Origin of the sequence: Micromonospora sp. NPDC050200 (assembly GCF_040656135.1) — a bacterium.
Classification (GTDB): domain Bacteria; phylum Actinomycetota; class Actinomycetes; order Mycobacteriales; family Micromonosporaceae; genus Micromonospora.
The window spans coordinates 149,510-164,381 of the sequence record NZ_JBFALG010000009.1; the positions used below are offsets into that span (position 1 = coordinate 149,510).

Consider the following 14,872-nt stretch of genomic DNA (forward strand, 5'->3'; position numbering starts at 1 on the left):
GGTGCGGCCGGTGCCGCCGGTGCCGCTGCGGGTGGCTACGGCAACGCGCCCTCCTCCGGCGGCGGCTACGGCAGCCGGGACTACGGCGCTCCGGCCGGCGGGCCCGGCTATGCCTCACAGGACCAGGGCGGCGGCTACGGCGAGCGCTACGACGAGCCCACCGGCCGGTACACCGGGGAGAGCGCCGGCGCGTACGCCCCGGCGGCCGACCCGTACCCGACCAGCACCTACCAGCCGGAGCAGGAGCACAGCTACGGCCAGCCCGACCCGGCGCCGTACGGGCGGGGCCAGGAGCCGGCCGGCGGTTACGGCGGCGGCAACGGCTACGGGGGCCAGGGCGGCGGCTACGACGCCGGCCCGCAGCAGCAGAGCTACGACAACGGGTACGACCAGCGTGGCGGCTACGCCCAGCAGGGCGGCGGCTACGGCGCCCAGCATGGCGGGTACGACCAGCAGGGTGGTGGCTACGGCACCCAGCCGGGCGGATACGGCCAGCAGGGCGGCTACGACCAGGAGCCGCCGCAGCAGCGCACCGGCGGCTACGACGACCGCGGCTACGACCAGCAGCAGGGCGGCGGCTATTACGGCGACCAGGCCCAGGCCGGCCGGGGGCGGACGGACGGGCCGCCGCAGCAGCAGGAGCGCGGCGGCCGCCGCCTCGACTGGCTGGACGACTGACCCGCAGAACGTGACGGGAAAGGGCCGCCCGGATCACCGGGCGGCCCTTTCCTCCGCGCCGGCCGCCCCTTCCCCGGCCCGCCGACACCGACCAAGATCGTGCTCGAACACGAATGTAGTGGCCTCCCGGACGACGGGAGGCCACTACATCCCGGATCGAGCGCGATCTCGTCGCGCAACCGGCGTCGAAACACCGACGCCGGCACCGCGAACGCACCCGCCCGCGCCGCCCTCGGCAACGCCCGGACGGCGCACGACCGAAGCAACACGCGGGCCGCGCACGGCGGCCGCAACACGCGGGCCGCGCACGACCGAAGCAACACGCGGGCCGCGCACGGCGGCCGCAACACGCGGGCAGCGCACGACCGAAGCAACACGCGGGCCGCGCACGGCGGCCGCAACACGCGGGCAGCGCACGACCGAAGCAACACGCGGGCCGCGCATGGGCTCAGGCAACGCGCGGGAAGCCCATGATGGCCCCACCGTGGGGACGACGGGTGCGGCAACGCGCGGCCCGGATCGTCGTACCCCGGGGGTGAGCAGGTCGGCGGCGGTGCGGCGGATGGGTCAGGCGGCGGAGAAGACACCCTGGCGCAGCACGGGCACCACCTGGGAGACATCCACCCGCACGGCGACCTCGACGTCGCCGGCGAAACCGCCCTCGTTCAGCTCCCGGCCGGAGACGCAACCACGCACCGCCGCCGGGACGTCGGGGGTGCTGGCCAGCGCGGCGAGCGCCACCGCCGCCTCCACCGAGAGCCCACCCGGTACGCCGGAGATGGCGTCGAGCACGCTGGCCGCGCCCAGCTGGTCCTCCACGGAGGGGCGCAGCGAGCCGTCCGGCCAGCGTTCCCCGGCCGCCACCACGCCCACCGGGGCGTCGGTCGAGCCGTACCCCTGGCGGCGCAGCCAACGCCCGACGGCACGGGCGTTGCGCAGGCACGCCGCGACCACCGGCAGGCCGGTGGCGCTGGCGGCGGCGCTGATCGCGGAGCCGTTCGGCGACGGCAGCACCAGGTCGGCGACGACCGGGGCGGTGCTCAACGCGGCCGGCGAGAGCGACCACGGGTGCTCCGGGGTCGTCTGCCGGCGGCCCACCGCGGCGACCGCGCCGACCCGCCGCGCATAGTCCGCCGCCTGCTCCCCCCAGGGGAACGGGTGGACCCGCATGCCGCGGCCGACCGCCACCTCCACGGCGGTGGTGAACGAGAGCACGTCCACCACCACCAGCACGGCACAGACCCGGCCGAGCTCGGCCGCCCCGGTCAGCCCCCAGTCGAACCGGGCGCCGGAGGCGGGTTGGGCGTGGACGGCCGCGGCCAACGCCTCAGCGCTTATCGGGCGCGGGGGGCTGCTCGTTGTCACCGGTGTCGGTCGTCGCCGGAGCGTCGGGAGCCGTCGCATCTGCGGTGACCTCCGTGGCCGGACGCTCCTGCTCCGCCGCCTTGGCGACGCTCGCCGCCGGCCCCTCGTCGGCGACGGTCGCCTCGGGCTCCTCCTCGGCGACGGCCGGCTCGGGCTCCTCGTCGACGTCGGCCTGCCCGGCCTCCGCGTCCTCGTCCGCGGCGGTCGGCACGTCCACCGGCTGCGCGGCGGTGGCCGGCGCGACGGTGGTGGTGTCGGTCCGGGTCGCCTCGACCTCGACCTGGGAGGCCGCCGGGCCGCCGAAGAGCCGGGGCAGGGTCGCGGTGTGCGCGTCGCGCAGCTCGTCCAGGCCGATCCGGAACTGGCCGTGCACCTCCAGGGCGCCGCCCGCCGGGTCGGTCACGCCGATCAGCTCCCACGGCACGCCGCGCTCGCCACACAGGGCGGTGAACGCCTTCTCGTGACCGCGCGCCACCGAGACCAGCACCCGGCCGGCCGACTCGCTGAACAGGAAGACGAACGGCAGCGACCCGTCGGCGAACCGCTCCGGCACGGCGATCCGGGCACCGACCCCGCGCCGCAGGCAGGACTCGACCAGGCTCTGGGCGAGGCCGCCGTCGGAGAGGTCGTGCGCGGAGCTGAGGTGACCGACCCGGGCGGCCTCCGCCATCAGGTCGGCCAGCACCCGCTCCCGGCCCAGGTCGACCTGCGGCGGCATGCCGCCCAGGTGCTCGTGGGTCACCCAGGCCCACTCCGAGCCGGAGAGCTCCACGTGCGTGTCACCGAGCAGGAAGAGCTGGTCGTGGTCGCCACCGGGCCGCGGGACGAAGCCCATCGGCACCCGGTCGGCGACGTTGTCCAGCACGCCGAGCACGCCAACCACCGGGGTCGGGTGGATCGGGGCGGCGCCAGTCTGGTTGTAGAAGCTGACGTTGCCGCCGGTCACCGGGATGCCCAGTTCGAGGCAGCCGTCCGCCAGGCCGCGCACGGCCTCGGCGAACTGCCACATCACGCCCGGGTCCTCCGGCGAGCCGAAGTTGAGGCAGTCGGTCACGGCGATCGGCTTCGCGCCGGTCACCGCCACGTTCCGGTACGCCTCGGCCAGCGCCAGCTTCGCCCCGTTGTACGGGTCGAGGCGGGCGTACCGGCCGTTGCCGTCCACGGACAGGGCGACACCGAGGCCGGTGCGCTCGTCGATCCGGATCACGCCGGAGTCCTCCGGCTGGGCGAGCACGGTGTTGCCCAGCACGTACCGGTCGTACTGCTCGGTGATCCAGGTCTTGTCGGCCAGGTTCGGCGACGCGATCATGCGGAGCAGGGTCTCGCGCAGCGCCTCCGGCGTGCTCGGCCGGGGCAGCGTCTCGGCCCGGTCGGCCTGGAGCAGGATCAGGTCGGCCGGCTCCCGCATCGGGCGGGCGTAGACCGGGCCGTCGTCCACCAGCGAACCCGGCGGCACGTCGACCACCACCTGGTCGTTCCAGGTGACCAGCAGCCGGCCCGGCTGCCCGTCGGCGGACGGCGCGGTGACCTCGCCGATCGCGGTGGCCAGCACGCCCCACTTGTCGGCGGTCTTGAGCACCGCGTCCAGCTTGTCCGGGGCGACGACCAGCAGCATCCGCTCCTGGGACTCGCTGGCCAGGATCTCGTGCGGCTCCATCGAGGGCTCGCGCAGCGGCACCCGCTCCAGCCACACCCGCATGCCGGTGCCGGCCGAGGCGGCGGTCTCGGTGAGCGCGCAGGTCAGCCCGGCGCCACCCAGGTCCTGGATGCCGACGACCAGCTCGGCGTCGTACAGCTCCAGGCAGGCCTCGATCAGCAGCTTCTCGGTGAACGGGTCACCCACCTGCACGGACGGGCGGCGCTGCTCGCTGCCCTCGTCGAAGGTCGCGCTGGCCAGCACCGAGACGCCGCCGATGCCGTCCCGGCCGGTCTTGGCGCCCATCAGCACCACCACGTTGCCGGGGCCGGTGGCGTCCTTCTTCTGCAGCCGGTCGACCGGCAGCACGCCCAGGCAGAGCGCGTTCACCAGCGGGTTGCCCTGGTAGCAGGGGTCGAAGACGACCTCGCCGCCGATGTTGGGCAGGCCGAGGCAGTTGCCGTAGCCGCCGACGCCGGCGACCACGCCGGGCAGCACCCGGGCGGTGTCCGGGTGGTCGGCCGCGCCGAAGCGCAGCGGGTCCATCACGGCGACCGGGCGGGCGCCCATGGCGAGGATGTCCCTTACGATGCCGCCGACACCGGTCGCCGCGCCCTGGTACGGCTCGACGAAGCTCGGGTGGTTGTGCGACTCGACCTTGAAGGTCACCGCCAGCTCGTCGGAGACCCGGACCACGCCGGCGTTCTCCCCGATGCCGGCGAGCAGCCGGTCGCTCGGCGGGGCCTTCTCGCCGAACTGGCGCAGGTGCACCTTGCTCGACTTGTAGGAGCAGTGCTCACTCCACATGATCGAGTACATGGCCAGTTCGGCCTGGGTGGGGCGGCGGCCGAGGATGTGCCGGATCCGGTCGTACTCGTCGTCCCGCAGGCCCAGCTCGGCGTACGGCTGGAGCTCCTCGGGGGTGCCGGCGGCCCGCGGCACGGTGTCCACGCCGGCGGTCCAGTCGGCGGCCGGCGCCGGGCCGACGTGCCGGCCCGCGTCGGCCGGGCCGCCCTGCGGCACCACGGTGGCCGCGCGCGGCTCCGCCGGGGCGGCCGGGAAGGCGCCCGGTGTCTCCCGTACGGCCGGATCCGGATGGGTGGTCATGACCTCTCCTCGCTGCGCTCGTGGCCGCCCGCCGGGCGGTGGAGCCGACCGATGATCCCGCCGCGCACGGTCACGCCGGCGTCCCCACCAGGTGCTTGAGCACCGAGGTGAAGAAGCCGAGGCCGTCCAGGGAGGGGCCGGTGAGCGCCTCCACCGCGTGCTCGGGGTGCGGCATGATGCCGACCACGTTGCCGGCGGGGTTGGTGATCGCGGCGATGTCGCGCTGCGACCCGTTGGGGTTGCCGCCGACGTAACGGGCGACGACGCGCCCCTCGCCCTCCAACTCGTCCAGGGTCGCGGTGTCCGCGACGTAGCAGCCCTCGCCGTTCTTGACCGGGATCAGGATCTCCTGACCGGCCTGGAAGGCGTTCGTCCAGGCGGTGCCGGCCGACTCCACCCGCAGGACCTGGTCCCGGTTACGGAAGTGCAGGTGCTGGTTGCGGGTGAGCGCGCCGGGCAGCAGGTGGGCCTCGCAGAGGATCTGGAAGCCGTTGCAGATGCCGAGCACCGGCAGGCCGCCCCGGGCCGCATCCACGATCCGGTCCATCACCGGGGCGAACCGGGCGATCGCGCCGCAGCGCAGGTAGTCGCCGTAGGAGAAGCCACCGGGGAGGACGACGGCGTCCACCCCGTGCAACTCCGCGTCACCGTGCCAGAGCCGGACCGGCTCGGCGCCGGCGATCCGGACGGCCCGGGCCGCGTCCCCGTCGTCCAGCGAGCCGGGGAAGGTCACCACACCGACGCGGGCGGTCACGGGTGCGCGTCCACGGTCTCGTCCGCCTCGACCACCCGGACGGTGAAGTCCTCGATGACGGGGTTGGCGAGCAGCTTGTCGGCGATCTCCCGGGCCCGGTCCAGGTCCGGTTCGCCGGTGAACTCGATCTCGATCCGCCTGCCGATCCGGACAGAGGCGACGTCACTGACGCCGAGCCGCGGCAGCGCGTTTGCGACGGCCTGGCCCTGAGGATCGAGGATCTCGGGCTTGAGCATGACGTCGACGACGACGCGAGGCACTGGGCACTCCTGACTGTGTACGCAGTTGGGTGCCGGCCCACTACGGGCGAGCGCAGCCAGCGTACCTGGCAGATTCCGGTCCGGACGCACCGGCCGGGGGCACTTCAGGCAGTGATCGACATAACGACCCGTCCGGACGGAGGGCCGTTGCGCGTTTGTTGCCCGGCTGATGCGGTTTCGTTGCGCGCCACGTCGGCAGCACGCCAGCACAACCCCGCTGACCAGGCAAAACTCGGGCGACGCCGACAGGCCTGACCAGTTCCCGACAAACAGGGACGAGCGTGTCCGGAGCCCGCCCCGTCACATCCGTCAATCTCGATCCCCTCTTGTGAACGGGACTCGCGAGCCCTGGCCTGCATCGGCGAATGTCGATGCTTTCGACGTCCCGGCGGGTCACCCCCACCCGCCGAGGCCGACTCTGCCCGGCGACCCCCGGGCACCTGCCACAAGAAGTCCCCCGACATCCGTGTCCGCCCCCGGCTCGCAGTGCTGACCGCCGCGTACGGCGGGCAGGCGATGCGCAGCACGAAGATCAACGGCAACGCCTGGCGCGGTGACTCGGGCGGACCGCAGCTCTACAACGGCCGGCAGGTCGGAGTCGCCTCCACCGCCGACGGCGTGAGCATCCAGAAACACGGCAGCGTCGCGTACAACCGGGCCTGGATCACCTCGGTGGCCGGTGTCTGACGGTTAGCGCCCTGGCGGCGCGGATGGGCGGCCGAGGGGCCTGCCGTCCGCGCCGCCTCGTTTTGCAGCATCCGATCAGGTGAACACGGCTCGCGAACGGCTCGGGCGCCGACTGACAGCATCGAAACCGTGCTGGTCGTGACGACGGATCAACTGCCCGGCTACGAGGTCCGCCAGATCCTCGGCGAAGTGGTCTCATCGATGGCCCGAACGCGGAACCCGTACCGCGAGGGGGTCAAGAACCTGCGCGGTGGCGCGTACGACCCGATGGCGCCCGACAACCTCACCCGGTGGCGGACCGACTCGGTGGCCCGGCTCGGCGAGGAGGCGCTCCGGCTCGGCGCGAACGCCGTGGTGGGGATGCGCTTCGACAGCCGCGACTGCGGCGAGATGTGGATGGAGATCTGCGCGTACGGCACGGCGGTGATCGTCGTACCCAAGGTGCCCGACGTCATGCCGCACGACCAGCCCCTGGTCGCCGCGGAGACGGCACACGAGCCGGGCTTCACCGAGGCCCCCGGCGGCATCGCCGAACCGGCCAGCGCCCCCAACCTCTCCTCCGCCGCCGACACCCCCACCCGCGACTCCTGACCCACCCCTGACGCCGTTGATCATGAAGTTGTTGCCCTCCGACACGGCGTGTCGCGGCAACAACTTCATGATCAACGGGCGGGGCGCCCGGGGTTAGAGGATGGGGGGTGGGGAGTAGGTGGCGGCTTCGGGGTGGGCGGTGACGACCGTGGTGATGCGGCGGGTGATCGCGTCCACCTGGGCCTGCGCGGCGCCGGTGAAGGTGGTGGGGTCGGCGACCAGGGCGTCGATCTCGGCACGGGTCAGGCCGAGGCGGCCGTCCGCGGCGAGGCGGTCGAAGAGGTCGTTCTCGGCGGCGCCCTTCTCGCGCATGGCCAGCGCCACGGCGACCGCGTGCTCCTTGATCACCTCGTGGGCCACCTCCCGGCCGACACCCCGGCGCACCGCCGCGACCAGGATCTTGGTGGTGGCGAGGAACGGCAGGAACCGCTCCAGCTCCCGGTTGATCACCGCCGGGTACGCCCCGAACTCGTCCAGCACGGTGAGGAAGGTCTGGAAGAGCCCGTCGGCGGCGAAGAACGCGTCCGGCAGGGCGACCCGGCGGACCACCGAGCAGGAGACGTCCCCCTCGTTCCACTGGTCGCCGGCCAGCTCGCCGACCATCGACAGGTAACCCCGGATGATCACCGCGAAGCCGTTCACCCGCTCCGACGAGCGGGTGTTCATCTTGTGCGGCATCGCGCTGGAGCCCACCTGGCCGGGCTTGAAGCCCTCGGTGACCAGCTCCTGGCCGACCATCAGCCGGATCGTGGTGGCCAGCGAGGACGGCGCGGCGGCCACCTGGGAGAGCGCGGCGAGCACCGCCACGTCGATCGAGCGCGGGTAGACCTGCCCGACGCTGTCCAGCACCCGGCTGAACCCGAGGTGCCCGGCCACCCGGCGCTCCAGCTCGGCCACCTTCTCCGCGTCGCCGTCGAAGAGGTCGAGCTGGTCGGCGGCGGTGCCGACCGGGCCCTTGATGCCGCGCAGCGGGTACCAGTTGATCAGGTCTTCCAGCCGCTCGTACGCGATCAGCAGCTCCTCGGCGGCCGACGCGAAGCGCTTGCCCAGCGTGGTGGCCTGCGCGGCGACGTTGTGCGAGCGCCCGGTCATCACCAGCCCTGAGTGCTCGTGGGCGAGCCGGGCCAGCCGGGCCAGCGCGGCGACCACGCGGTCCCGGATCAGCTCCAGCGAGCGGCGCACCTGGAGCTGCTCGACGTTCTCGGTGAGGTCCCGGGAGGTCATCCCCTTGTGCACGTGCTCGTGCCCGGCGAGCGCGCTGAACTCCTCGATCCGGGCCTTCACGTCGTGCCGGGTGACCCGCTCCCGCTCGGCGATCGAGGCCAGGTCGACGTCGTCGACCACCCGCTCGTACGCCTCGACCACCCCGTCCGGCACGGCCACCCCGAGGTCGCGCTGGGCCTTCAGTACGGCGAGCCAGAGCCGCCGCTCCATCCGTACCTTCTCCTCCGGCGACCAGAGGGCGACCAGCTCGGGCGAGGCGTACCGGTTGGCGAGCACGTTCGGGATCGTCGTCACGCGCCCCATTGTCCCGTACGCGCCGGTCGCAGCCCCAGCCAACCCGGCCCGCCGGCCGATCGGCGGGACGGGTCGGGTCAGGTCACACCCGCGGGATGTCGTGCACGGCCGCGCTCACCACGAGGGTCTTCGTCTGCTTGCCGTGGGCGTTGCGGACCGTCAGCAGGTACGTGTGCCGCTGGACGTCACCCTCGGCTCCGGAACAGGGAAAATTCAGGGTCTCGCTGCCGGTGGGCGGGTAGTTGTCGGCGTACACGCCCGGGCCGTCGACGGACAGGGAGACGGAGTCGACGTTGCTGGCCTTCCACTCGATGACGACGGGGGTACCCGCGATCGGCTTGGCGCTGGTTCCGGACGGGCAGGACGGCTTCTGAGCGACGCGGAAGAAGGCGACGGCGGGGCCGGCCGGCTTCGGGGCGCTCGTCGCCGGCTTGTCGCCGGACTGCCCACCGCTGCTGCCGGTGTCGCCGCCCGTCGACCCGCTGTCGGTCGTGCCGCTGCCGGCGGGCTTCCCGGTCGTCGCCGCCTCGCTGGTGGCGGGCGCGGCGGATCCGGGTGCCGCCGCGTCGCCGGGGGTCTCGGTGACCGAGGTCGTGGCGGTGGATTCCGTGGCGCTCGTACCGCTGGACGCGCAGCCGCCGGCGGCCAGCGCGGCCGCCAGGGCGACGACCGTGGTGCGGAGCAGGGCTTGACCGGACATGACCACTCCCGTCGCGAGTGCCGCCGGTGATGTCGGGGCGGACTGCCGTCCACGGTAGGGACGGTCGGCAACACCCGGCACGGACTCGGCTGACCTGGTACCGGTCCACACCCACAGAGCGGGCCGAGCGCCGGCCCAGGTGCCGGATAGGGTGATCATTCTCCTGAGTCGACAGACAGGATTGGGGAAGCGTGTCCAGACTTACCGGCAGGGTCGCCCTTGTCACCGGCGGGAGCCGCGGTATCGGCGCCGCCGTCGCGCGCCGGCTGGCCGAAGACGGAGCCCACGTCGCGTTCACCTACCGCGAGGCGGAGGACAGCGCGAAGGCCGTGGTCGCCGACATCGAGTCGTACGGCCGCACCGGACTGGCGATCCGGGCCGACAGCGCCGACGGTACGGCGGTGGCCGGAGCGGTCGAGCAAACCGTCGCCGAACTGGGGCGGCTGGACATCCTGGTCAACAATGCCGGCGTGTTCTCGGCCGGGCCGATCGACGAGGTCAGCCTCGGCTATCTCGACCTGGCCATCGCCGTGCACGTACGCGGGGCGTTCCTGGCGACCCAGGCGGCGGTACGCCACATGGGCGACGGCGGGCGGATCGTCAACATCGGCAGCAGCTTCGCCAGCCGCGTCCCGGACCCAGGGGTCAGCGTCTATGCCATGACCAAGAGCGCGGTCAACGGCCTGACCAGGGCTCTCGCCCGCGAACTCGGCCCGCGCGGGATCACCGTCAACGTGATCCTGCCCGGTTCCACCGACACCGACATGAACCCGTCGGGCAGCGCCAGCGCCGACGCGCAGCGGTCGCACATCGCCCTCGGGCGGTACGGGACGCCGGCCGACGTGGCGGCGACGGTCAGCCACCTGGTGGGCGAGGGCGGCCGGCACATCACCGGCGCGTCGATCGCCATCGACGGCGGTGCCACCGCCTGACCCGGTCACCGGTTGCGGGTCCCGGGCGGCGTGGAGGCGGACATCGGCCGGGACCCGGGCGCAGCGTCGACCACCTGCGCTACCTGACCCTGCCGGCCCACGATGTTGCGATCCTCGCCTGGTCCGAAGACCGGGCGCAGCACCGGCGGTCAGGTTGACCGCTGCGGTGGCCGGGACGATGCGGTCCTTGCCCGGTCCGAAGACCGGGCGCAGCTTGTCCGCGTACGGGTCAATGTGCACAGCCAGGTACAGCCGAACGGGCACAACGTCGTGCAGATGGGCGATGGGATGAGCCGGGCAGCTCGGCGCTCCAACCGCTCGCGAACCTACCCAGCGAACTCAGCGAGATCCACGGGAAGGGCCGGCAGCCCGCCGTGACGTTCCGTGACTAGCGACGCGGCATCGACCCGGGCGGCCCATCCGCTTCTGCCGATGAGCGTTGCGACACGAGGTCGCACGTGTTGAGTGAGTACGTCGATTGGAGGTTCGGGTAAATGCCCGAGACGTAGCTCCCGGTCAGTGTTCGAGACCGGTCCCCGCCTTGACGTGCGTGGCCAGTAATGGCTGGGTGCGAAGCTCAGGGAGAAGCCCAAGGACGCCCGCTCCGACTGGGGGTCACAGGTGAGGGGAAGCGCCGGAAGGGTGAATGTAGTGAACCCTCGTTGATGCCTCGTTACGGCAATTCTCCGGGTCGGATGGTGGTGCCGGGGAGATAAAGAGGCTGGCCGCTGGAAGTCGGCAGACGACGGCCGAGGACGCTCCTACGGTCGTGTGGACACCGTCGCCTCCGGGGTACAGAGGGCACCCGACCCGGCCGTATCTCACGCGTGCGGAACGTGGAAACCCCGTCAAGGTCCGCGACGCCCTCGGGCGTGGTGGTAAGCCGACCGTAAGGAGAGCAGAACTCCGTGGCGGGAACAGGACGCCCAAGAAGCGAATGCCGGCGGCCGAAAGGCGGCAGGAAAACGGAAGCGTCATGGCCGGTCCTTCAACCGGTCGCTGTCGTATAACTGGCCGGATACCGGGCCCTGGTGCTTGGCCGCGAAAGCGGGCTGACGTGTGGCGGGTGAGCCTTTGACGACGAAGCACCGAATCCATCCGAACCGAAGGACAAGTTAGACGCGATGACAGCTTTTGCTTTCGATGTTGCGATGGCGGCTTTCGGAGCGAACGGACCTGAGGACGTGGTCCACCAGTGGGACGCCATCACCTGGCGTATCCATGAGGGCAACGTACGGCGGCTGCGGGGCAGGATCTTCAAGGCGACGAAGGACGGTGACTGGCCCAAGGTCAGGAACCTGCAGAAGATGATGCTGCGGTCCTGGTCGAACACGCTGGTCAGCGTGCGGCAGGTCGCGCAGCGCAACGCTGGTCGCAAGACCGCGGGCATCGACGGGCAGGTCGCGTTGACCTCCCCGGCGAGGATGGATCTGGCGGTGCAGGCACATCGCACGGCCCGGTCGTTCAAGCCGCTCGCGGTCCGGCGGGTGTTCATACCGAAGGCCAATGGGAAACAGCGCCCGCTCGGCATTCCCGTGATCGCGGACCGTGTCCACCAGGCGCGGCACCGCAACGCGTTGGAGCCCGAATGGGAGGCCCGGTTCGAACCCAAGTCGTATGGGTTCAGGCCGGGCCGTAGCTGCCAGGACGCGATCTCCGTCATCCATGTGACGTCGTGCGGGACGACCGCCAAACGCCTGTGGGTGCTGGACGCGGACCTCAGCGCGGCATTCGACCGGATCGACCACGACCACCTCCTCGCCACGATCGGCGCGTTCCCCGGCAGGGGCATGATCCGCGACTGGTTGAAGGCGGGCGTGTTCGAGCCAGGCAAAGGATTCGCACCGACCGACGAGGGAACCCCACAAGGCGGTGTGATCAGTCCGTTGCTGTTGAACGTCGCGCTGCACGGGCTGGAAGAGGCGGCCGGAGTCCGTCAAGAACGCAGTGATCCACGGCGAACAAAACGAGGCTCCCCCTCGCTGGTGAGATACGCCGACGACATGGTCGCGCTCTGCCATACCAGGCAGGAAGCCGAAGACGTCAAAGCGAAGCTCGCCGAATGGCCGGCGCCCAGAGGTCTGACCTTCAACGAGGACAAGACGCGCATCGTCCACCTCGACGACGGCTTCGACTTTCTGGGATTCACCGTCCGCCGCTACCACGGCAAGCTGCTCGTCAAACCCAGCAAGACCGCCGTCAAACGGGTCAGACAACGCCTCGCCGCCGAGATCCGCGCGCTACGCGGTGCGAACGCGGCGGTGGTCCTCACCACGATCAACCCGATCACCCGAGGATGGGCGAACTACTACCGCGGGGCGGCATCGTCCAGAGTGTTCGCAAGTCTGGACACCCACATGTGGCGGCTCACCTACAAATGGGCCTGCCACCGCCACCCCGACAAGCCGAAGCCCTGGATCATCAACCGGTACTTCGGCCGGTACAACACGGCCAGGCAGGACCGCTGGGTGTTCGGCGACCGCGACAGCGGCGCCTACCTCCCCAAGTTCGCCTGGACCAACATCGTCCGGCACCGGCTGGTGCGTGGCGAGGCGTCCCCCGACGACCCCGCCCAAGCCGGCTACTGGGCCGAACGGCGCCGCAAGAACAGACCCCCGCTCGACCGCAGCACCCTGTATCTGCTGCTCAGACAGCAGGGCCGCTGCGCGATCTGCGGGGACCTGCTCTTGCACGCCGACCGCGAGCCACACAGCCCCGGTGAATGGGAACAGTGGCACCGCACCACCCGCAAGGCGATCAGCAGGCAACACATCATCGCCCACGGGACAGGCACGCCGGACGAGACCCGTCTTGTTCACTCCCACTGCCAACGCCGAACAACCGGCGCGAGCAAGGAACCAGCACCTCTGTACTCCTGAAATCGCCCCGAGGGGCTTGCTTGAGCCGTGTGCATCGACGAGATGCTCGCACGGTTCTGAAGGGGCCCCGGCGCAGCAATGCGCCGGGGCTACCTGGCGACGCGGCCCGCACTCCTGCGCCTATAGGACACGGAGTCGGTACGGCGGGCCGTCGCCAGTCCGGTCTGGCTCGCAGGGCCAGTGTCCGGCGGCGAACCATGCCCATCGCCGTTCGAGGTCAACGGGGATGCGCCAGCCCAGTTCGAGGAAGCATGCGATGCTTGCCGCGACGTACGCGGCGTCCCAAACGCTGAATGTCGGTGGGTCGTATGAGTCGGAGCTGTCGTCGTAAGGCACGTGCCGGCGGGCGGCGTCGATCACCTGTCGTCTGGTGCGCTCGAAGAGTTCGGTCAGGTCTGGCCGGTCGAAGGTGCGAGCGGCAATCTTGATCGCGTCGATCCAGAGATGCTGTTGCTCGACGAACTCGTCGCGGTTGTCCGGCGGTGGCGGGCAGTCGGTCCAGTCGGCCAGGCGCACGCAGGTGTCGTCCCAGGCCGATGGCTGGCCGATGTGCGCGAACCAGGGCAGTCGCAGTATCTCGGCGGTGAACTCCGTCGCCGTCGCGGCGAATGGCCTGCCGAGTCCGGTGGTCTCGGCCAACAGCGCCGGCCAGGTTGGTTGCGATGGTGAACGTGCGGGGATGATCGGCTCTGGCCCGCAGGTCCAAAGATGGACCCGACCGGCGCTGGTGGCGGCGAGGGTCCGTCCGTCGGGGGTGAAGGCGAGCGAGTCCACCCAGGTCGCCGGGCCGTACAGGGTGACCGGCGGTCCACCGCCGACCGGCCAGACGCGAACGACCTCGTCCTGTCCCGCGGTGGCCAGCCAGCCACCGTCGGGCGAGAATGCCACCGCGTGCTGAAAACCGTTCACTGGGAACCGGGCCGCGATGGTCAGGTCGGCCACCCGCCACAGCGCCGCGTTGGTCTTGTCGTGTCCGCTGGCAAGCAGGGTACCGTCGGGCGAGAACGCCAGTGCGCAGGTGGGTCCGGCCAATTCGGTGATCGCACCGACCGGCTCGCCGGTTCGCAGATCCCACAGCGCCAGGTCGTCGAAGCTGCGGGTGGCCAGCGTACGACCGTCTGGTGACAGGGCCACCGCCTGCACGACGCGCCGGTGGGCGGGGATGGTGTGCAGCAAGGTCTGCTCCGATACGTCCCAGACCTCAACCGTCTGGTATCGGCCGACCGCGGCGAGGCGGCGGTCCGGTGACAGCGCCAACGATTCGGGCGGCGCGATGGCGAGCCGCCGCAGGCCCAACCCGGCCGCCCAGCCAGTGTCGGTGCCGGACTGCGGCGTGGCGAGGACGCCACCGCCGGGACTACCGGCGGCCGCGCCGTAAGCATGGTCGAAAGCAGGAGCACCGGCGTACGGGTACGCGACGACCAGCGGCTCTACGGACGTCCGTCGCACCGTGAGCGACCTCCGCGAGACGAGCAGGGCTCCGCCTGTAGCGAATGCGACCGACGCACGGTGGTGGCGCACCGCCCAGGCGTACGGGCTCGTCGGGTCCGGCTCAAACCACGGGACCGGTCCGGGCTGCCAAAGCATCCGGCAATAGTAGGACCTGCCGAACGGCCGTTGGCACGCCGCGCAAGTACGAAACCGTTTGATCAGGTGCACTCATCTGGCACCCCCTCTGTGTCAAGAGGCGGCGGCGAGGGTTGTTCTAGGCTGGGGTGTGGCGGGTCCGGGAAGTGACTTTTCCGAAGTGTCGATCTCGGGGTTT

Annotated in this window: 10 protein-coding genes and 2 pseudogenes; 5 read left to right on the forward strand and 7 right to left on the reverse strand. The window is 71.5% G+C overall.

Annotated elements, in window-relative coordinates; all coding sequences use genetic code 11:
* Positions 1–678: pseudogene (locus AB0I41_RS09190) on the forward strand (hypothetical protein); the annotation flags it as partial.
* Positions 679–1,245: 567 nt separating this feature from the next.
* On the opposite strand, the gene AB0I41_RS09195 reads toward AB0I41_RS09190, so the two are convergent.
* The 4 genes from AB0I41_RS09195 to purS all read right to left on the reverse strand — a co-directional run bounded on the left by AB0I41_RS09195 (position 1,246) and on the right by purS (position 5,800).
* Positions 1,246–2,001 (reverse strand): 2-phosphosulfolactate phosphatase, encoded by a 756-nt coding sequence (locus AB0I41_RS09195; RefSeq protein WP_357103878.1) that lies wholly within the window; start codon positions 1,999–2,001, stop codon positions 1,246–1,248.
* Positions 2,002–2,005: 4 nt separating this feature from the next.
* Positions 2,006–4,786 (reverse strand): phosphoribosylformylglycinamidine synthase subunit PurL, encoded by a 2,781-nt coding sequence (purL, locus tag AB0I41_RS09200; RefSeq protein ID WP_357103881.1) that lies wholly within the window; start codon positions 4,784–4,786, stop codon positions 2,006–2,008.
* A gap of 70 nt (positions 4,787–4,856) precedes the next feature.
* On the reverse strand, positions 4,857–5,540 hold the full coding sequence (gene purQ / locus AB0I41_RS09205) for a phosphoribosylformylglycinamidine synthase subunit PurQ (RefSeq protein ID WP_357103885.1): 684 nt from the start codon (positions 5,538–5,540) through the stop codon (positions 4,857–4,859).
* Positions 5,537–5,800, reverse strand: coding sequence for a phosphoribosylformylglycinamidine synthase subunit PurS (gene purS / locus AB0I41_RS09210; protein ID WP_088959474.1), 264 nt, complete (start codon positions 5,798–5,800; stop codon positions 5,537–5,539). The genes purQ and purS overlap by 4 nt, the downstream gene beginning before the upstream one ends.
* Before the next feature lie 498 nt (positions 5,801–6,298).
* On the opposite strand from purS, the pseudogene AB0I41_RS09215 reads away from it, so the two are divergent.
* Positions 6,299–6,487 (forward strand): annotated as a pseudogene (locus AB0I41_RS09215) (peptidase S1); the annotation flags it as partial.
* A gap of 69 nt (positions 6,488–6,556) precedes the next feature.
* Positions 6,557–7,078, forward strand: coding sequence for a YbjQ family protein (locus AB0I41_RS09220; protein WP_357103930.1), 522 nt, complete (start codon positions 6,557–6,559; stop codon positions 7,076–7,078).
* Between the two features lie 93 nt (positions 7,079–7,171).
* Here the strand turns inward: AB0I41_RS09220 and purB are convergent, their stop codons facing one another.
* Positions 7,172–8,596, reverse strand: a complete 1,425-nt coding sequence (gene purB / locus AB0I41_RS09225) for an adenylosuccinate lyase (RefSeq protein ID WP_357103888.1) — start codon at positions 8,594–8,596, stop codon at positions 7,172–7,174.
* Between the two features lie 82 nt (positions 8,597–8,678).
* Positions 8,679–9,296, reverse strand: a complete 618-nt coding sequence (locus tag AB0I41_RS09230) for a hypothetical protein (RefSeq protein ID WP_357103891.1) — start codon at positions 9,294–9,296, stop codon at positions 8,679–8,681.
* Between the two features lie 191 nt (positions 9,297–9,487).
* On the opposite strand from AB0I41_RS09230, the gene AB0I41_RS09235 reads away from it, so the two are divergent.
* Both AB0I41_RS09235 and ltrA read left to right on the forward strand, forming a co-directional pair.
* Positions 9,488–10,228, forward strand: a complete 741-nt coding sequence (locus AB0I41_RS09235) for an SDR family oxidoreductase (protein ID WP_357103894.1) — start codon at positions 9,488–9,490, stop codon at positions 10,226–10,228.
* A gap of 1,124 nt (positions 10,229–11,352) precedes the next feature.
* Complete coding sequence (gene ltrA / locus AB0I41_RS09240; protein WP_357103897.1) at positions 11,353–13,107, forward strand: group II intron reverse transcriptase/maturase; 1,755 nt, start codon at positions 11,353–11,355, stop codon at positions 13,105–13,107.
* A gap of 120 nt (positions 13,108–13,227) precedes the next feature.
* Here ltrA and AB0I41_RS09245 read toward each other — a convergent pair whose 3' ends face one another.
* Positions 13,228–14,556: a hypothetical protein gene (locus AB0I41_RS09245; RefSeq protein WP_357103900.1), complete on the reverse strand. Its 1,329-nt coding sequence runs from the start codon at positions 14,554–14,556 to the stop codon at positions 13,228–13,230.
* Between the last annotated feature and the right edge of the window lie 316 nt (positions 14,557–14,872).